The following is an 18,475-nucleotide window of genomic DNA, read 5'->3' as shown; positions in this document are numbered from 1 at the left end:
CCATGGCAACGGTTTCCCTCCAAAAGCTGACCAAGCGCTACGGCAATGTCGGGATCGTGCACGGCATCGACCTCGACATCGCGGACCGCGAATTCATCGCGCTGGTCGGCCCCTCCGGCTGCGGCAAGTCGACGACGCTCAGGATGATCGCAGGGCTCGAAGAGATCAGCGCCGGCTCGATCGAGATCGGCGGCCGCGTCGTCAACGATTTGCCGCCGCGTTCGCGCAACATCTCGATGGTGTTCCAGTCCTACGCGCTTTATCCCCACATGACGGTGCGCGAGAACCTCGGCTTCTCGCTGAAGATTGCCGGGGCCGCCAAGGAAGACATGGACCGCCGCGTCGCCGAAGCCTCGGCCATCCTCGGCCTCGACACGCTGCTCGACCGTCGCCCGTCGCAACTTTCCGGCGGCCAGCGCCAGCGCGTCGCCATGGGCCGCGCCATCGTACGCGATCCCGACGTGTTCCTGTTCGACGAGCCGCTTTCAAATCTCGACGCCAAACTGCGCACGCAGATGCGGACCGAAATCAAGAAGCTGCACGCCAAGGTGCGGTCGACGGTGATCTATGTCACCCATGACCAGGTCGAGGCGATGACGCTTGCCGACCGCATCGTCATCATGCGCGACGGCCATATCGAACAGGTCGGCACCCCAGACGAGGTGTTCCGACGGCCGGCGACGCGGTTCGTCGCGGGCTTCATCGGCTCGCCGCCGATGAATCTGCACGAGGCGACGATCGATGACGGCCACTTGGTTTTCGCCAGCGGCGAAAAGCTGCCATTGCCTAGCCAATTCAAAGCCAATGTCGCCAGGGGTAACAAGGTGGTGTTCGGGTTGCGGCCCGACGACATCTACCCGACCGGCCATGGTATCAGTTCCGGTGGTGCGGCCGACGTCCACCAGATCGAATTGCCGATCACGGTCACCGAACCACTCGGCAACGAGACGCTGGTGTTCGTCGAGTTCAATGGCGCAGACTGGGTTTCGCGCATGCTGAACCCAAGAGCTTTGAGATCGGGCGAGCGGGTGGCCATGAGCCTCGACCTGTCGCAGGCGCATCTGTTTGCCGCCGACACGGGAAAGTCATTGCGGAGCTGACGACATGGCCACGATCGAAAAGATAGAACTGCGGATGGTGGACCTTGTGCCCAAGGTCAAGCGCACGGACGCGATCCAGAGTTTCGTCAGCCAGGAAACGCCTCTCGTCACTATCACCGATTCCGACGGCGCCGTCGGCACCGGCTACAGCTATACGATCGGCACCGGCGGCTCGTCCGTGATGCGGCTCCTGTCCGACCATCTGGCGCCGCGCCTGATCGGCCGCGACCCCGACATGATCGAGGCGATCTGGCACGATCTCGAATTCGCCACGCACGCCACCACGATCGGCGCGATCACGGCCATCGCGATCGCGGCGATCGACACCGCGCTTTGGGACCTGCGGGCGAAGAAGCAAGGTCTGCCGCTGTGGAAGCTGGCGGGCGGCGCCAAGGACCGCTGCCCGCTCTACACGACGGAGGGCGGCTGGCTGCACATCGAGACACAGGCGCTGGTGGATGACGCGCTGGCCGCCAAGGCCAAGGGCTTTCGCGGCTCGAAGGTGAAGATCGGCAAACCGCACGGATCGGAAGATCTGGCGCGGCTGGCGGCGGTGCGCAAGGCGGTGGGCGACGGCTACGAGATCATGACCGACGCCAATCAGGGATTCTCCGTCGACGAAGCGATCCGCCGCGCAGCGAGGCTGCGTGAACTCGATCTCGCCTGGATCGAGGAGCCGCTGCCGGCCGACGACATCGATGGCCATGTGCGACTGTCGAATTCGACGCAGACGCCGATTGCCATCGGCGAGTCGCTCTATTCCATCAGGCATTTCCGCGAATACATGCAGAAAGGCGCCTCTTCGATCGTGCAAGTCGATGTCGGTCGCATTGGCGGTATCACGCCCTGGCTAAAGGTGGCGCATGCGGCGGAGGCCTTCGACATCCCGGTCTGTCCGCATTTCCTGATGGAATTGCATGTCAGCCTCACCTGCGCTGTTCAGAACGGCCGGTATGTCGAGTACATTCCGCAGCTTGACCAGTTGACCGGCAAGCGCATGCGCATCGAGGATGGACAGGCGCTGGCACCCGACGAGCCCGGCATCGGCATCGATTGGGACTGGGACGCGGTCAAGGCCATGAGCATCGCCGAATTCACCACGGCGATCACGAAATAGGGGAACGAACATGCAGCGGATGGGAATGGTTCTGGGACTGAAGCCGGAAAAGGTCGAGGAGTATGTGCGCCTCCATGCCGCCGTCTGGCCCGACGTGCTGACCATGATCTCGGCTTGCAACATCGAGAACTATTCGATCTACCTGAAGCGGCCGGAGAACCTGCTGTTTGCCTATTTCGAATACCACGGCACCGACTATGCCGCCGACATGGCCAAGATGGCGGCAGACCCGAAAACACAGGAATGGTGGGCCCTCTGCATGCCTTGCCAGGAGCCGCTGGCGACCCGCAAGGAGGGCGAATGGTGGGCTTCGATGGACGAGGTCTTCCATCATGACTGAAGGCGGTTTCGACCCTGCCTCACTCATCCAGTCCTGGCCTAAGCCTACAAAGCCCCGGCCGATCGTCACCTTCGGCGCAGGTTCGATTGTCGGCGATGCCCATTTTCCCGCCTACCGGAAGGCCGAGTTTCCGGTTGCCGGCCTCTATGATCCGGACCAGGCCAAGGCGCGGACGTTGGCCGAGAAATGGGGTGTCACCGCATTCCGCTCCGTGGAAGAAGCCGCCGGAATCAACGATGCGATCTTTGATCTCGCGACACCGCCCGGTCGGCATGCCGAGATCCTGAAGGCGCTTCCCGAGGGGGCGGTCGCACTGATCCAGAAGCCGATGGGCAACTATCTCGGCGAGGCAACCGAAATCCTCGAAATCTGCCGCGCCAGGAAGCTCAAGGCTGCGGTGAATTTCCAATTGCGTTTCGCGCCGATGATGCTGGCGCTCAAGGATGCCATCGCCAAGGGATGGCTCGGCGAGGTCGTCGACTTCGACGCCTGGCTGGCGCTGGCCACACCTTGGGAACTGTGGGAATTCCTGCTCAAGGCGCCGCGTGTCGAGATCGCCATGCATTCGATCCACTATCTGGACCTCGTCAGGCAATTGCTTGGCGACCCAAGAGGGGTGCACGCCAAGACGCTCGGCCATCCCAACCATACGGTGGCACAGACGCGCACCAGCGCCATCCTCGACTATGGCGACACCGTGCGCTGCGCGCTGTCGATCAACCATGACCACAAGTTCGGGCGCCGGCACCAGGCCTGCGAATTCCGCATCTGCGGCACCGAGGGCGCGGCCTATCTCAAACTCGGCCTCAACCTCGACTATCCCCGCGGCGAACCGGACGTCCTGGAAATATACCCGAAAGGCGGGACGGATTGGATTGCCGTGCCACTCGCCGGCGAATGGTTCCCCGATGCCTTTGTCGGGCGTATGGCCAATGTCCAGCGCTTTGCTTACGGAGAAGACGACGAGCTGGTCAGTTCGGTCGAGGACGCCTGGAACACGATGGCGCTGGTGGAAGCCGCCTATAAATCGAGCGCGGCGCCGGCGACGCCGCTGGCCGAAAAGCCGTAAGGCAGGACATGGAACAGACCATTTATTTCGAAGACTACGAGATCGGCTCCTCGCGGCTGACCAGCGGCCGGACCATTACCGAGACCGACTTCATCGTCCATGCCGGACACACCGGCGATTTCTTCCCACACCACATGGACGCCGAGTTCATGAAGACGACGCCGTTCGGCCAGCGCATCGCGCACGGCACGCTGGTGTTCTCGGTCGGCATCGGACTGACGGCAAGCGTCGTCAATCCCGTTGCCTTCTCCTATGGCTATGATCGGCTGCGTTTTACCAAGCCGGTGTTCATCGGCGACACGATCCGCACGCGCACCACTATCGCGGCCAAGCAGGACGATCCGAAGCGGCCGGCCGCGGGCCGGGTGATCGAACGCTGCGAGGTGATCAACCAGCGCGACGAAGTTGTGTTGGCCGCGGATCACATCTACATCGTCGAACGCAAACCCGGCTGAGGCAGCGCTACGATCCGGTGGCGCGGGCGGTGATGCGCTCCAAACCGAGCAGCAGCGCCAGGGTCGCCACCACCAGGATCATGGTGAGCGCTGCTCCCGCAAAGATGTCGCCTCGGTCGGTGAGGCTGAAGATCGACACCGGCAGCGTCACCCAACCCGGCGGATAGACCATCACGGTGGCGCCGAGTTCACCCATCGACAGTGCGAAGCTGAGCCCGAACGCTGCGACCAGATAGGGTGCGAGCAGAGGCAAGGTGACGTGCCAGAGGCGGTAGGCCGGCCGCGCGCCGAGGCTCGATGCCACCTGCTCGAAGTCGGGCGAGAGCCGCGCCAGTCCGGCCGACACATTGCCGAAGGTGAAGGCCGATATCAGCACGAAATGCGCGATCATGACGATCGCGATCGTACCGTTGAGCAGCAGCGGCGGATGGCTGAAGGCGACCAGCAGGCCAAGGCCGACGGAGACCGAAGGCACGGCGCTGGGGATGAAGAACAACAGGCCGAGCAGGCGCCGCAGCGCGTGCCCCTGGACCCGCAGCGACAGCGCCGCCCAGGTGCCGCTGACCAGCGCCAGCGCGCTGGCTGCAAAACCGGTGAGAAGGCTCGCCTTGACCGCATCGCCGGCCGCGCCATGCAGGACGTCGCTGTAGTGTTCCGTCGTCAGGCTGCTCGGCAGCACCCCGTTCCACTGGCCGGCAAGGCTGGACAAGAGGATGACCGCAAGCGGCGCCAGGAACAGCACACCGAAGATCAGCGCGAAGAGAAGCCACAGAACGAGGCGACCGGAGCGGGACCAGACCAGCATGGCTAGACCCCCAGCCGGCCGGCTGCGAAACGATAAAGCCCGAACAGGCCGAGCGACAGCGCGATGTTGATCAGGGCGATGATGCAGGCGACCTGATAGGCCGATTCCTGGATCGCCTTGCCATAGATCAGCAGCGGCAGCGTGATGACCCCTTTGGCGCCGATGAACAACACGATGCCGAACTCGTTGACGGTGAGAAGCAGGCAGAGGCTCCCGCCGGCAATGAGCGCCGGGATGGCAGCCGGCAGGATGATTTGGCGCACGATGCGGAACGACCGCGCGCCGAGCACGCTTGCCGCTTCGATCTGGCCGCGGTCCACCAGCGAGAAGGCGGCAAGCAGCGGCCGCAGGATGAACGGCGTGTAGACAGTGACCTCGGCCAGCACCACGCCCCAGGTGGAATAGAGGAAATCGACTGGCGGCGACGGCAGTGAAAAGGCCTCCATCAGTCCCGCGTTGAGCATGCCTGCCGAACCGTAGAGGAAAGTGAAGGCGAGCGTCACCAGGAAGGTCGGCAATGCGATGAAGGTGTCGATCAGCCTGGCGATGAAGCCGCTGCCGGGGAACGGAACGAAGGCCAGGATCAGTGCCAGCACGAGACCGACGATCAGGCACCCGGCAGTCGCGGTAATCGAAATCGTCACCGTGTTGATCAGCGCGTTGAGGAAGAAGCGCGAATGCAGGACGCGGATCACTTCGGCGACATTGGCAACGCCGCTGTCGTCCAGGAAGGCCTGCCGGGCGATGAGCGCCAGCGGATAGAAGAACAGCAGGGCCAGGAGTGCGGCCGGCGGCACGATCCAGAATCTGCCAGGCTCTCTCCTGACCGCTGGCGAGGCGATAGCGACAGCCTCAGACACCGGCGTCTTCCGGAACGAGCGAGGTGTCGGTGGGCGCGAAGAACAGCGGCACCTTGGCGCCGGGTTCCGGCAGGGCCATCGGCAGTCTCGTCGCCGAGACGCGCACCGTCGTGCCGTCGACATCGAGCACGAGATGGGTGAGTTCGCCTTGCCAGTGCACCTCCAGGAGCGTGCCGACAATGCGATTGGTATGGTCGCCATCGGCCGTCAGGCTGAGGTGCTGGGGCCTGATACAAAGCAGGCTCCTGTCGCCGGCCTTCTCGTCACGGCCGGTGCCCATCAGCACCGCGTCGCCATGCCTTGCCGCGGCAAAACCCTTGGAGCCGGCAGCCTCGGCAATGGTGACCGGCAGGAGATTGGCGCGGCCGAGGAACTCGGCGGTGAAGCGGTTGGGCGGGCGGCGGTAGAGCTCGGTCGTCGGTCCATGCGAACAGACCGAGCCGTCGCGCATGATGGCGATCTTGTCGGCGAGGGTGAGCGCCTCTGTCTGGTCGTGAGTGACATAGAGGATCGTCAGGCCCGGCAGGCTGCGGTGCAGCCTGGCGATCTCCTCGACCATATTGCGGCGGATCTGTGCGTCCAGCGCCGAAAGCGGCTCGTCAAGCAGCAGCACGCGGGGCCGCACGGCAAGAGCGCGCGCAATCGCGACACGCTGCTGCTGGCCGCCGGAAAGCTCGCGCGGATAACGTGCTGCATAGGCAGCCATGCCGACGGTGCCGAGCGCATCCTTGACCCGCTCGGCGATCAGCGCCTTGTCGGCGCCCTGAGCCCTGAGGCCGAAGGCGACGTTGTCCTCGACCCGCATATGCGGAAACAGCGCGTAGTTCTGGACCACCATGCCGAGCCCACGCTCATAAGGCGGCAGATCGGTCACATCCGTCGCGCCAATGCGGATTCGTCCGCTTCTCGGCCGCACGAAGCCGGCCACCGCCCGCAAGGCGGTGGTCTTGCCGGAGCCGGACGGGCCGATCATCGCCAGTATCTCGCCGGGAGCAATATCCAGGGTCAGCGGATGCAGAACGACATGCGCGCCATAGGCGACAACGACCTTGTCGAAATGGACGTTGGAGCCGGCGCCGCGAACCTTCGCGGCGTCGATGTCCATGACACTGGTCCCAGTAAAAGCGGCGGCCGACATGGCATGGTCCTCCGGATTGGCAGGGATCAACTTCCGGTCGCTTCGTTCCACCGCTTGACGTAGTCGGGCAGCTTGGCCAGAGCGTCATCCCAGTTCGGCGACCAGATGGTCAGGCCCTTCATCGCCTCTTGCGCCTTCGCGAAATTGGCGTCGTTCGGCGTCACATCCTTGCGGGCCGGCAGGCCAAGAGCCACGGAACTGACCTTCGACTGAGCTTCCTTTGAGAGCAGGAAGTCGATCAGCTTCTTGCCGTTGTCGGCATTGGGCGCGCCGGTTACCAGGCCGATCTCATAGGGCAGCGCAAAGGTGGAGCGCACGCCGTCAGGCCCCGCCGGCCAGAACACCTTGATGTTGGGATTGTCGGCCATTTGCGACATGTTCATCTGCAAATCGCCGTTGGCGACATGCAGCTCGCCCTTGTTGACCAGCGCCGTCAGCTTGCCGGTCGAAGCGGAGGGGCCGACATTGTTGTCCTGCAATTTCTTCATGAACTCGAAACCTGCATCCTCGCCGCCGAAGGCATGGATGATCTGCAGCATGACAGCGGTGCCGTCGCCGGCCTGGCCGGGCGTCGAGTATTGGATCTTGCCCTTGAATTTCGGGTCCAGCAGGTCGTCGTAGCTCTTCGGCGCTTCCGAAAGCACGGCGCTGTTGTAGATGAAGTTCATGTAGTTGTTGACCAGCGGCCGGTATTTGTCGGTGCCGCCGTCGATCTGGTCCGCCCCTTCGGGCTTGTAATCCTGCAGCAGGCCGCCGGCGGCGGCGCGCTGCACGAAGGGCGGCAATGTCACCAGCACGTCCGCTTGCGGGTTCGACTTCTCCTTGGCGACACGCTCGACGACACCGCCCGAACCAGCCTCGATATACTGCACCTTGATGCCGGTGGCCTTGGTGAAGGCGGCGAACTCGGTTTCGAACCAGCTGCCGTTGCCGTCATGCAGGCCATCGGCGGAGTAGATGGTGACGACGCCATCTGCCATCGCCGGTCCGACGAGGGCAGCCGACGCCAGCAACGCGGCGAAAGCCGCGACCATGGTTGCGTTGCGTGATTTCATGTCCAGTTCCCCTTTTTGATTGATGGCACATTCTGCGATGCACTGTGGCGACCGCGCCGGCTGCTTCTGCTTCGATGGGTGCCGGCAGCGTCGTCGTTAAGGGCAACTCTGGGGATTGGAGATCGATAAGTAAAATCTATTTATTTTATGACAGGCAAACTTCATCTGATAGTTGTCATGGAACCGTCGCAGTCATGTCGTGACATATTTCGGCCTGCTCAGGGCAGGCCGTCGAAGCGTTCGAGCAGGTGATGATCAGACGAATGAAACGCCAGAAGTCTGCGCCCGCAACCGCGGGTCGGACGAGCGCACGGTCACCGGCCGGCCGTCGAGAATCTCAAAGCAGCGCGCGAGCGTGTCGTCCTCGAGCCGGCGCATCGCCTCATGCGTAAAGAAGGTGAGGTGCGGGAACAGTATGACGTCCTCGCGGCCGAAAAGCGCGCCCATCGGATGGCCCGATTTGGCCAGCGGCTCGACCGAATAGACGTCGAGCCCGGCGCCGCCGATGCGCCCGGAAACGATCGCCTCGACAAGGGCCGCCTCGTCGATGAGCGCGCCGCGCGAGACGTTGACGATGATGGCGGAAGGTTTGAGACAGGCGAGTTCAGCCTTGCCGATCAGGCCGCGCGTGCTGTCGTTCAGCACGCAATGGATTGAGACGAAGTCGCAGGCGCGAAGCATTGCCTGGAGGTCGTCGGCTTTTTCGATGCCGGCGGCGCGCATCGTTTCGGCGTCGACACCAGGATCGAAGCCAAGAAGCCGCGCATGAAATCCGTGGCCGGCCATGCGCGCCATGCTGCGGCCGATTTTGCCACAACCAACGATCCCAAGCGTGGCGCCTGAAATGTCGCGTCCCAGCCAGCGCGGCTCGGGCCAGATCCAGCCATCGCGCGATACCGCCGCGGTGATGGCGGGCAGCCGCTTGGCCAGCGCGACCATCATGGCGAAAGCACCTTCGGCGACGGTTTCCTCGGCATATTCGGGCACGTTGACGACGGGGATACCGCGCCTCATGGCAGCGGGGATATCGATGGCGTCGATACCGACGCCATATTTGACGATGCCCTTCAACCTAGGCGCCGCGTCGATCACCTCCGCAGTGACTGGCGTGTAGCACATCAAGAGCAGATCGGCGTCGGCGACCGCGGCTTTGAGCTCCGCCTCGGAAATGCCGTCCGGCAGCGTCACCAGCTCGACACCCCTTGCCCGCAAGCCGGCATCGATGCCTGGACATTCGAGCTCGCGGTCGGTGCGGACGGCCTTCACGGTCAGGCTGTCAGCACAGCGCGTTCGACGATGTCGAGCGCACGGTCGAGATCGGCTTTCGAAATCACCAGCGGCGGTGACAGCGTCAGCACGTTGCCGTGGCTGACCTTGAAGCTCAGCCCCCGTTCGAGGCAGGCATAGAAGACGCGTTCGGCAAGATCGCGCGCGGGCTGGCGCGAGGTACGGTCCTCGACAAGTTCGACGCCGACCATCAGCCCCCTGCCCCTGACATCGCCGACATGGGGCGAGCGCCCCATCAGATCCTGCATGCGTCCCAGCATATGCCGGCCAAGCTCGGCCGCACGCTCGACCAGTCCTTCTTCCAGGATGATATCGATCGTCGTCAGCGCCGCGCGCGTCGTCACCGGGTTCTTCTCGTGGGTGTAGTGACCGATGGCAAAACCGCCGGTGACGTCGAGATCGCGGCGGGCGATGACAGCGGCGATCGGCAGGATGCCGCCGCCGAGCGACTTGCCGAGAACGACGATGTCCGGCGTCACGCCGTCATGCTCATGGGCGAAGAATTTTCCGGTCTTGCCAAGGCCGGTCGGTATCTCGTCGAAGATCAGCAGCGTGCCGTGCCGGTCGCAGGCCTCGCGCACCCGATTCCAGAAACCGGGCGGGGGCGGGTTGGGCGTGGCCCGCATCGGCTCGGCGACGACCGCGGCCACATCCTGTTCGCGACCGAGCACATAAGCGATCATGTTGGCGCAGGCGAGCCCGGAGGCTTCCAGGGTGCCGTGGCCGTAAGGACAGCGGTAGCCGTCCCAAGGCGCGACATGTTCGGTGCCGGTCATCATCGGGCCGGCGATATGGGAACGGAAGGTCGCTTCGCCGCCGACGCTTGCGGCACCGAAGCCGGCGCCATGAAAGGCATCCCAGAACGAAACCGTCTTGAAGCGACCGGTCGCGGCGCGCGCGATCTTCAGCGCCACCTCGATGGCGTCGGAACCGCCTGTCGTGAACAGCACCTTGCCGAGATCGCCGGGCGCCAGCTCGGCCAATTTCTCGGCCAGTTCGACAGCGGGTTCGCAGGTGAAGCGGCGCGGCGCAAAACAGAGATCGTCGAGCTGTTTCTTGATCGCGGCGACCAGCTTCGGATGGCCATAGCCGAGATGGTGCACGCTGTTGCCGTGGAAATCCATGAAACGGCGGCCGGCGGTGTCCTCGATCCAGATGCCTTCGGCCTTGGCAATCGTCGAAAGACAGGGGCTGGACAGGCTCTGGTGCATGAAGGCCGAAGCGTCGCGGTCAAGCAGCCCGCGGATGCGCGGATCATCCTGGCCGGAATCCCAGCGGCTGCGGGCCGCCGTGGTGTTGGAATCACCCTCGGTATGGACAAGCTCTTTGATCGCGACCATTACCCTCTCCGAAACGCGAATGAGGGAGCGTGGAACGCTCCCTCTGTTGTTCTGTCAGCCGAGTGGTCCAGTCAGGACCAGGGCAGCGAAAACGTCTTCACATTGGTGTAGCTCTTCATCGCCTCGATGACGCCTTCCTTGTAGCCATTGCCACTGTCCTTGATCCCGCCGAAGGGCGACATTTCGATGCGGTAGCCCGGCACTTCCCAGATGTTGACGGTGCCGACCTGAAGGCCGGCAATGTATTTCTGTATGCGGGGGAACGAGTTGGTGCAGACGCCCGAGGACAAGCCGAAGGCGGTCGAGTTGGACAGCCTGATCAGCGCCTCGTCATCGTCCGGTGCGCGCACGATCGGGATGATCGGCCCAAACGTCTCTTCCATCACCAGTTCGGATGTGTGCGGCACGCGATCGACGACGATCGGCGGCAGCAGCGCGCCTTGCCGGCCCGGATTGTAGAGGATTTCGGCGCCCTGCCCGGCGGCCATGTGGACACGAGCTTCGAAGAGTGCCGCCGCCTTCTCGTGCACGACGGTGCCGAGATCGGTCGTACGGTCCATCGGGTCGCCGAAGCGGATCTTTCTGGCCCGCTCCAGCACCAGCGACACGAAGCGGTCGGCGACGCTTTCCTGGACAAGGATGCGCTTGACCGCCGTGCAGCGCTGGCCGGAGTTCTTCGTGGCGCCGGCGACGGCGAGATCCGCGGCCCTGGCCAGATCGTCGTCCGAGAGATCGTTGAGGACGATTAGCGGATCGTTGCCGCCGAGCTCCAGCACCTGGCGCTTGTAGCCGGCGGTGCGGGCGATCATCTTGCCGACCGGCACGCCGCCGGTAAAGGTGATCAGGTCGATATTGTCGTTGGTGATCATCTCGTTGCCGATGTCGGCCGGCCAGCCGGTCACCACCGAGAGCATTTCCGGCGGCAGGCCGGCTTCGTAGAGGATGTCGGCCAAAAGCAGCGCCGTCATCGGCGTCAGTTCGGTCGGCTTGACCACCACGCAATTGTTGGTGGCGATCGCCGGCGCCACCTTGTGCGAGACCATGTTGAGCGGATGGTTGAACGGGGTGATCGCCGAGATCGCCTTCAGCGGCTCGCGCGTGGTGAAGATCTTGCGCGCTTTGCCGTGCGGGGTGAGATCGCAGGAGAAGATCTGGCCGTCATCCTGGATGCACATCTGCGCCGACAATGTGAACACGTCATAGGCGCGGCCGACCTCATAGAGCGAATCCGTCTTGGAGATGCCGAGCTCGAGCGTAATGAGATCAGATATTTCTTCCCGGCGCGACGCCAGTTTTTCCGCCGTGCGGAACAGGATCTGCTGGCGCTCGTAGCGCGTCAGCTTCGACCTGTAGCCGGCTGCGATCTCGAAGGCCTGGCGGGCATGCTCGGCGCGGCCGGCGGGCACGGTGCCGATAACCGCATTGGTATAGGGGTAGTGGACAGGAACGACGCCGTCGGCGTCGACCTTGCGACCAGCTATGCGCATCGGTTCGTGGCGGACTTTGATCGAAGTATCGAGCTTGGTCATCGGTTCCGTTCCAGCAATTCGAAGGAGAAAGTGGTGCAACGGATTGTCGACCCCCACTCCGGCCCTTCGGGCCACCTCTCCCCCGATCGACGGGGGAGAGGAAATCAGGTGAGGTCGGCGCCACCACGTTTCCGGGCTAAGCCGCCGCTAGCCCTGGCGCCTTTCCTCTCCCCCGTCGATCGGGGGAGAGGTGCCGAGCGAAGCTCGGCGGAGTGGGGGTCGACAATCACGCTCGATATCAAGCCTGCGCGGCCGCCATCGTCGCGTAGTAGAACGCGTCGAAGTTCCTCAGCACGGGCTCATCAGGCAAATCGGCCAGCACGCGGTTGACGATGAACGGCACCTCCTGCTCGGTCAGCCCTCCATGCGAGCGCAGCGGCTCGTTGAGGGCTGCCAGGTCGTGGCGGTGTTCCGAGGTGCCGATCGTCTTGTTCTGCGTCGAGATCAGCACGATGTCGCCGATGCGGTCGGCCGGCAGTTCGAAACGCTCGCAGGCGGTCGGGCTGTCGACAACCAGCATGATGCCGTCGATCTTCGCCAGCCGCGCCATGATGTCGGCCTGATCGGCGCCGTCAGGAAGGTAGGCGGTGGCGAACGAGCCGAGCGCGCCGTGATGCACGACATAGGGATCTGTGATCGGCAGAATGACGCGCGCGGCATCCTTGCCCAGCCATTCGTCGAGCAGGTCCTGGACATAGACGACGTCAGGCGAACCATCCTGCTTGTGCTTGGGCTTCATGCCATGGTCGGCGGTCACCACGATTGCCGCGCCCAGCGCATCAAGCTCGGCCAGGTACTTGTCGAACATCTCGTAGAAGGCGTTGGCCTGGGGCACGCCGGGCGCGTATTTGTGCTGCACATAGTCGGTGGTGGTCAGATACATGATGTCGGGGCGGAATTCCTTCAGCAGCTGGACGCCGGCGGCGAAGACGAATTCCGACAGTTCGGCCGAATAGACTTCCGGTACCGGCAGTCCAAAATGCTTCGAGGCATTGTTGATGCCGTGCTCGGCCTTGGTGGTGGTGTCGGATTTTTCGGCCGAGAAGCACAGCGCGCGGCCGTCGTCGAAGGCGAGACCCTTGCCGAGCAGCGCACGCAATTTGTCCTTGGCGGTGACCACCGCGACCTTGGCGCCGGCATCGTAGAAGGCCTGGAAGATGGTCGGCGCGCGCAGAAAGCGCGGGTCGTTCATCATCACTTCCTTGCCGGTTTCGCGCTCGTAGAGGTAGTTGCCGCAAATGCCGTGCACCGACGGCGGGCGGCCTGTGGCTATCGACAGATTGTTGGGGTTGGTGAAGCTCGGAATGACAGAATGCGCAAAACGCACCGTGCCTTTCTGCTTGATCCTGACCAGCGCCGGCATCAGCCCGGCCTTGATGGCTTCTTCAAGATAGGCCGGCTCGCAGCCGTCGAGGCAGATGGCGATGGCCGGGACACGTGGCCAGGCGTAGGTGCGGCCGTTGACCGCGACGTTGATGGGAGACATCTGGTTCATCGAAATCCTCAAAAATTCTGCCGCTTCAGGCGGCGAGTTTGGCGCGCTCGGCGATTGCCGCCGCGGGAGGAGCGGCGGTGTCGACGTCCATCTCCTTCAGCGACTGCGCCGCCGCCTCTACGACGCGACGCATGACATGTTCGTCCATCTGGCCGATGCAGCCGATACGGAAGCTATCGACGACGGTCAGCTTGCCCGGATAGATGATGAAGCCCTTGTCCTTCATCAGCTCGTAGAAGCGGTCGAAGGCGAAGTTGGCGTGGGCCGGGTTGAAGAAGGTGACGATGATCGGCGACAGCCAGCGATCCCTGAGCAAAGTCTCGAAGCCGAGCTCGCGCATGCCGGCCACCATCACGTCGCGGTTTCTGGTGTAGCGGGCGCCGCGGCCGGCAACGCCGCCCTCGGCCTCGTGCTGGCGAAGCGCTTCAAGGAAGGCGGCGACGACATGGGTCGGCGGCGTGTAGCGCCACTGCCCGGTCTTGTTCATATGCGCCCACTGCGCATGGACGTCGAGCGACAGCGAATGGCTGCGGCCCTTGGCGGCTTCCAATTCGCTCTTGCGGGCGATGATGAAGCCGAAGCCCGGCACGCCCTCGATGCACTTGTTGGCGGACGAGACCATCGCCTCGTAGCGAATCTCGTTCACGTCGAGCGCGATGGCGCCGAAGGCGCTCATGGAATCGACCAGCAGCTTGCGGCCCTTGGCATGGACGGCCTCGGCAATCTCGGCGACGGGGTTGAGGATGCCGGAACTGGTCTCGCAATGGATGGCGATCACATGCGTGATGGCAGGATCGGCCTCGAGGGCGGCGGCCACCTCGTCGCCGCGCGGCGGCAGGTAGTCGCCCTTGTCGATCAGCGTATAGGCGCGGCCGAGATACTGCATGGTCTGGGCCGCGCGCAGGCCGTAGGCGCCATTGGCCAGGACCAGAACCTTGCCGTCCTTCGGCACGAACGAACCCAGCATCGCCTCGACGCAGAAGGAGCCGCTGCCTTGCATCGGCACACAGTCGAATTCGCCTTTCGCATCGCCGGTCAGCGCCAGCAGGCGGCGGCGCATGTCTGACGTCATGGCGCGGAAATCGCCGTCCCAGGATCCCCAGTCGCGCAGCATCGCCTGCTTGACCGGATAGGAGGTGGTGAGCGGCCCCGGCGTCAGCAGGTATGGCTCGCCCAGCGCCGGACCGGCCAACGGCTCCGCGGCAAATTTCGTCTCGGCGAGCATAGTGTCCTCCGCTGCTTTTTATGTGAGGCCATTCTTGGCTGGAACGACGTATTTGTAAAATCGTTATTTTGTATTGATGTATAAGCTCACCCGATGATCTGGCTTGCAGTCGAATTATTGCCCGGCGGGATAATCGCGCCTCCAGCCGAGCGCAGCCTGCGTGGTATCCATGACACGTGCGTGACCGTGGGCGATCATCCCCAGATATAAGAAGAATCGTTCCTTCATGCCTTTTTGCCTGCGAGGCTTATGATAGGTTGGCGGCCGGAACTCGGATCTAGAAAGCTGAGAACATGCGCTACGTTCAATTGCGAGCCTTTCACCAGGTGGCGATATCAGGCGGGTTTTCACGTGCCGCGGAAGCGCTGTTCCTGACGCAGCCGGCAATTTCGGACCAGGTGCGCAAGCTCGAGGAAGAATATGACGTGCTGCTGTTCAACCGGAACAAGAAGCAGGTCACGCTGACCCATTCGGGCCAGAAGCTGCTCGAAATAACCCACCGCATGTTCGATACCGAGCAGCAGGCGCTCGAGCTTCTGACGGAATCGCGCGCCCTGCGCTCCGGCACGCTGCGCATCGTCGCCGACGCCGCGCATCATCTGCTTCACATCCTCGGCAGTTTTCGCGCGCGCTATCCCGGCGTCCAGGTTTCGCTACGCGCCGGCAACACCGAGACGGTAATCAGCAGCCTCTACAGCTATGATGCCGACATCGGCGTGCTGGGCGAGGTGCCGACCGGACGGGACTTCGAGGTGCTGAAACTCAATTCGACGCCGATCATCGCTTTTGCGTCGGTCGATCATCCGCTGTCGGGCAAGAAATCATTGAGCCTCAAGCAACTCGCGCAGGAATCGCTGGTCATGCGGGAGCGCGGCTCCAAGACGCGCCAGAAGCTCGAGGATCTGGCCGCGGCATCGAAGGTCGAACTCAGGCCGGTGATCGAGGCCGAAGGCCGTGAAGCCGTCCGCGAGATCGTCGCCTCGGGTGCCGGCATCGGCTTTGTCTCGGCGGCCGAATTCGGCCAGGATTCGCGGCTGGTAGCGATCGCGCTCGACGCGCCTGAGACGTTGATGGACGAAGCGCTGATCTGCCTGCGCGAACGCAGCGGCGGCAAGCTGGTGCGCGCCTTCCTCGACATGGCGCGTTCGATGTCGGCGGATTAGGCGGCGGCCCTGATCTCCTCCACATCCGCTTTCACCCGTTCCGACTTCGGATCGTAAGGGGTGCGCAAATGTGCCGTGGCCGCGTGGCGAACGCCGGCAAGATCGATCTCGAAACGGCCGCTAGCCAGAAACGCAGCGTCGACGCCCGTCTCGTTCTCGATCAGCCCGAGCGCCACCGAGCGGCCAAGCGTGTGACCGTAGGCGGCCGAGCGGACCTCGCCGACGGGCTTGCCGTCGCGCAGGATCAGCTCGCCGCCCCACAGCATCGGCTCGGCATGGTCGAGCGTGAACAGTACGATGCGTTTTGCTGGCGCCGTCGACGGCTTGGCCTCGACCAGCGCGTCACGGCCGATGAAGCCACCCGGTTTGTCCATGGCGACGGCGAAGCCAAGCCCCGCCTGCCAGGGGCTAATGTCAGGCGTCAACTCACGGCCCCAGGCGCGAAAACCCTTTTCGATGCGCAAGCCATCAAGCGCGTAGTAGCCGGCGTCCAGGAGGCCGAATTCGCCGCCAGCCTCGTGCAGCGCCTCGTAGACGCCGACGGCGAATTCCGTCGGCACGATCAGCTCCCAGCCGAGCTCGCCGACATAGGTCATGCGGTTGGCGTAGGCGGTAGCGTAGCCGATATCGATCTCGCGGATGGTGGCGAAGGGGAAGCCGGCGTTGGAAAGATCGGCCGACGACAATTTGCCCAAGAGATCGCGCGAGCGCGGCCCCATCAGCGCCAGCACCGCGTAGGACGAGGTGACGTCGGTCACGATGGCATGTGCGTCCGGTGGGATGTTCCTGGCGATCCAGTCGGCGTCGTGGACCGCTTGCGCCGAACCGGTGACGATGAGGAATTTTTGCGCACCAAGTCGCATTACGGTGAGATCGCTTTCGTACCCGCCGCGCGCGTTGAGCACGCCCGTGTAAACGGATGTACCGACCGGTACATCGACATTGCCGGCGCAGATGCGGTTGAGCAGGGCACAGGCGTCGCGGCCCTGCACGAGAAGCTTGGCGAAAGAGGTCTGGTCGAATACGGCAACAGCCTCGCGCGTCGCCTTCATTTCGCGCTTGACTGCCTCATGCCAGTTCTGGCGGCCGAAGGCATAATCGTTCCCGGCCCTCTCTCCCGGGGCCGCGAACCAGTTGGCGCGCTCCCAGCCCATCTTGGAACCGAAGCAGGCGCCCCTGGCGGCCAGCCGGTCGTAGAGCGGCGAGCGGCGGAAGGGTCGGGCGGTGTCCAGCTCGCGGTTCGGCCACGGCATGGCGTAATGCAAACCGAGCGTCTCCTTGACGCGATCATGCAGCCAGCGCGGATTGTTGTTGAAGGCGGCGAAGCGCCTGATATCGACAGGCCACAAATCCATGGTCGGCGCGCCGTTGACGATCCACTCGGCCAGCGCCTTGCCGGCACCGCCGGCGCTGGCGATGCCCATCGAGTTAAAGCCGGCGCCAACATAGAAATTCTTCAGCTCCGGCGCCTCGCCGAGGAGAAAATTGTTGTCGGGCGTAAAGCTTTCGGGACCGTTGTAGAACTTCTTGACCTCGGCTTGCGCCAGTTGCGGCACGCGCACCAGCGCGTTTTCCATCAGAATCTCGAACTGATCCCAATCGTCCGGCAGCAGCGCGAACTCGAAATTCTCGGGGATGCCGTTCATGCCCCACGGCTTGGCATGCGGTTCGAAGCCGCCCATGACCAGCCCGCCGACCTCTTCCTTGAAATAGATGAAGCCGTCCGGATCGCGCATGACGGGCAGGTCCGGATGCACACCCTCGATCCGGCCCGTGACGATGTACATGTGCTCGGCCGAATGCAGCGGCACCGAAACACCGCACATCAGCCCGACCTTACGCGCCCACTGGCCGGCGCAGTTAACGACGATCTCGGCGACGATGTCGCCACGGTCGGTCTCGACACCGCAGGCGACGCCGTTTCTCACCGTGATGCCGGTGACCTTGACCCGCTCGAATATCCTCGCGCCGCGATTGCGCGCGCCCTTGGCGAGCGATTGCGTGAGATCGGTCGGATTGGCCTTGCCGTCGCCAGGCAGCCAGACCGCGCCGACCAGATCGTCCGTCGCCATGACCGGCCACAGATCGCCGGCTTCGCTCGGCGAGATGACGTCGATCTCAACTCCTTGCGCACGCGCCGAGGCAGCCGTGCGCTTCAGCACCGTCATGCGGTCAGCGGTGCGCGCCACCGACAGCGAGCCGCAATTCTTCCAGCCGGTCGCGAGACCGGTCTCGGCCTCCAGTTCGCCATAGAGTTGAGTGGAGTATCTGATCAGGCTGGTCATGTTGGAATGGCTGCGCAATTGCCCGACCAGGCCCGCGGCATGCCAGGTGGTGCCGCCGCTGAGCTGCCCCTGTTCGAGCAGGACGACGTCGGCCCAGCCAAGCTTCGTCAGGTGATAAGCGACGGAGCAGCCGATGATGCCGCCGCCGACGATCACGACGCGTGCCTGCGTTGGAAATTCATGTGCCATGAGCGTTCCGCCATCTTGAGGGT

General features: G+C 63.7%; 16 protein-coding genes. 6 read left to right on the top strand and 10 right to left on the bottom strand.

All coding sequences use genetic code 11. The features are described 5' to 3' along the window. Positions 1 to 2: 2 nt before the first annotated feature. The 5 genes from ugpC to FJ428_RS01245 are packed head-to-tail and all read left to right on the top strand — an operon-like array spanning position 3 to position 4,081. Complete coding sequence (ugpC, locus tag FJ428_RS01265) at positions 3 to 1,100, top strand: sn-glycerol-3-phosphate ABC transporter ATP-binding protein UgpC (protein WP_140728076.1); 1,098 nt, start codon at positions 3 to 5, stop codon at positions 1,098 to 1,100. Positions 1,101 to 1,104: 4 nt separating this feature from the next. Further along, entirely contained in the window at positions 1,105 to 2,217 is a 1,113-nt protein-coding gene (locus tag FJ428_RS01260) for a mandelate racemase/muconate lactonizing enzyme family protein (protein WP_140663292.1), read from the top strand. A gap of 10 nt (positions 2,218 to 2,227) precedes the next feature. Further along, positions 2,228 to 2,557, top strand: a complete 330-nt coding sequence (locus FJ428_RS01255) for an L-rhamnose mutarotase (protein ID WP_140497605.1) — start codon at positions 2,228 to 2,230, stop codon at positions 2,555 to 2,557. Next, positions 2,550 to 3,626 carry a Gfo/Idh/MocA family oxidoreductase gene (locus tag FJ428_RS01250; protein ID WP_140878789.1) on the top strand — a complete coding sequence of 359 codons (1,077 nt, stop codon included), beginning with the start codon at positions 2,550 to 2,552 and terminating at the stop codon, positions 3,624 to 3,626. Before FJ428_RS01255 ends, FJ428_RS01250 begins: the two co-directional genes overlap by 8 nt. An 8-nt stretch (positions 3,627 to 3,634) precedes the next feature. Then, on the top strand, positions 3,635 to 4,081 hold the full coding sequence (locus FJ428_RS01245; protein WP_140663294.1) for a MaoC/PaaZ C-terminal domain-containing protein: 447 nt from the start codon (positions 3,635 to 3,637) through the stop codon (positions 4,079 to 4,081). A 7-nt stretch (positions 4,082 to 4,088) separates the two neighbouring features. On the opposite strand, the gene FJ428_RS01240 is transcribed toward FJ428_RS01245, so the two are convergent. From FJ428_RS01240 to FJ428_RS01200, 9 genes are all read right to left on the bottom strand, one after another. Next, positions 4,089 to 4,886: an ABC transporter permease subunit gene (locus FJ428_RS01240; RefSeq protein ID WP_140514512.1), complete on the bottom strand. Its 798-nt coding sequence runs from the start codon at positions 4,884 to 4,886 to the stop codon at positions 4,089 to 4,091. Between the two features lie 2 nt (positions 4,887 to 4,888). Beyond that, positions 4,889 to 5,746 (bottom strand): 2-aminoethylphosphonate ABC transporter permease subunit, encoded by an 858-nt coding sequence (locus tag FJ428_RS01235; protein WP_140878788.1) that lies wholly within the window; start codon positions 5,744 to 5,746, stop codon positions 4,889 to 4,891. Further along, positions 5,739 to 6,851, bottom strand: coding sequence for an ATP-binding cassette domain-containing protein (locus FJ428_RS01230; protein WP_224519131.1), 1,113 nt, complete (start codon positions 6,849 to 6,851; stop codon positions 5,739 to 5,741). The genes FJ428_RS01235 and FJ428_RS01230 overlap by 8 nt, the downstream gene beginning before the upstream one ends. Positions 6,852 to 6,910: 59 nt before the next feature. Further along, positions 6,911 to 7,939 (bottom strand): 2-aminoethylphosphonate ABC transporter substrate-binding protein, encoded by a 1,029-nt coding sequence (locus FJ428_RS01225; protein ID WP_140555604.1) that lies wholly within the window; start codon positions 7,937 to 7,939, stop codon positions 6,911 to 6,913. A 255-nt stretch (positions 7,940 to 8,194) separates the two neighbouring features. After that, entirely contained in the window at positions 8,195 to 9,205 is a 1,011-nt protein-coding gene (locus FJ428_RS01220) for an NAD(P)-dependent oxidoreductase (RefSeq protein WP_140878786.1), read from the bottom strand. Between the two features lie 2 nt (positions 9,206 to 9,207). Next, positions 9,208 to 10,566 carry an aspartate aminotransferase family protein gene (locus tag FJ428_RS01215; protein WP_140564382.1) on the bottom strand — a complete coding sequence of 453 codons (1,359 nt, stop codon included), beginning with the start codon at positions 10,564 to 10,566 and terminating at the stop codon, positions 9,208 to 9,210. A 71-nt stretch (positions 10,567 to 10,637) separates the two neighbouring features. Beyond that, positions 10,638 to 12,095: a phosphonoacetaldehyde dehydrogenase gene (gene phnY, locus FJ428_RS01210; protein WP_140878785.1), complete on the bottom strand. Its 1,458-nt coding sequence runs from the start codon at positions 12,093 to 12,095 to the stop codon at positions 10,638 to 10,640. A 238-nt stretch (positions 12,096 to 12,333) separates the two neighbouring features. Further along, positions 12,334 to 13,590 (bottom strand): phosphonoacetate hydrolase, encoded by a 1,257-nt coding sequence (gene phnA, locus FJ428_RS01205; protein ID WP_140878784.1) that lies wholly within the window; start codon positions 13,588 to 13,590, stop codon positions 12,334 to 12,336. A gap of 25 nt (positions 13,591 to 13,615) precedes the next feature. Then, positions 13,616 to 14,815 carry a 2-aminoethylphosphonate--pyruvate transaminase gene (locus FJ428_RS01200; RefSeq protein WP_140497584.1) on the bottom strand — a complete coding sequence of 400 codons (1,200 nt, stop codon included), beginning with the start codon at positions 14,813 to 14,815 and terminating at the stop codon, positions 13,616 to 13,618. 293 nt (positions 14,816 to 15,108) lie between these two features. Between FJ428_RS01200 and FJ428_RS01195 the strand changes: the two genes are divergently transcribed. Next, positions 15,109 to 15,978 carry a LysR substrate-binding domain-containing protein gene (locus FJ428_RS01195; RefSeq protein WP_140497582.1) on the top strand — a complete coding sequence of 290 codons (870 nt, stop codon included), beginning with the start codon at positions 15,109 to 15,111 and terminating at the stop codon, positions 15,976 to 15,978. On the opposite strand, the gene FJ428_RS01190 is transcribed toward FJ428_RS01195, so the two are convergent. Further along, entirely contained in the window at positions 15,975 to 18,452 is a 2,478-nt protein-coding gene (locus FJ428_RS01190; protein ID WP_140655531.1) for an FAD-dependent oxidoreductase, read from the bottom strand. The two genes, FJ428_RS01195 and FJ428_RS01190, sit on opposite strands and share 4 nt — an antisense overlap. Positions 18,453 to 18,475: the final 23 nt, after the last annotated feature.

The organism is Mesorhizobium sp. B2-8-1 (assembly GCF_006440955.1).
Taxonomy (GTDB): domain Bacteria; phylum Pseudomonadota; class Alphaproteobacteria; order Rhizobiales; family Rhizobiaceae; genus Mesorhizobium.
This window is presented reverse-complemented; position numbering and strand designations above follow the sequence as displayed.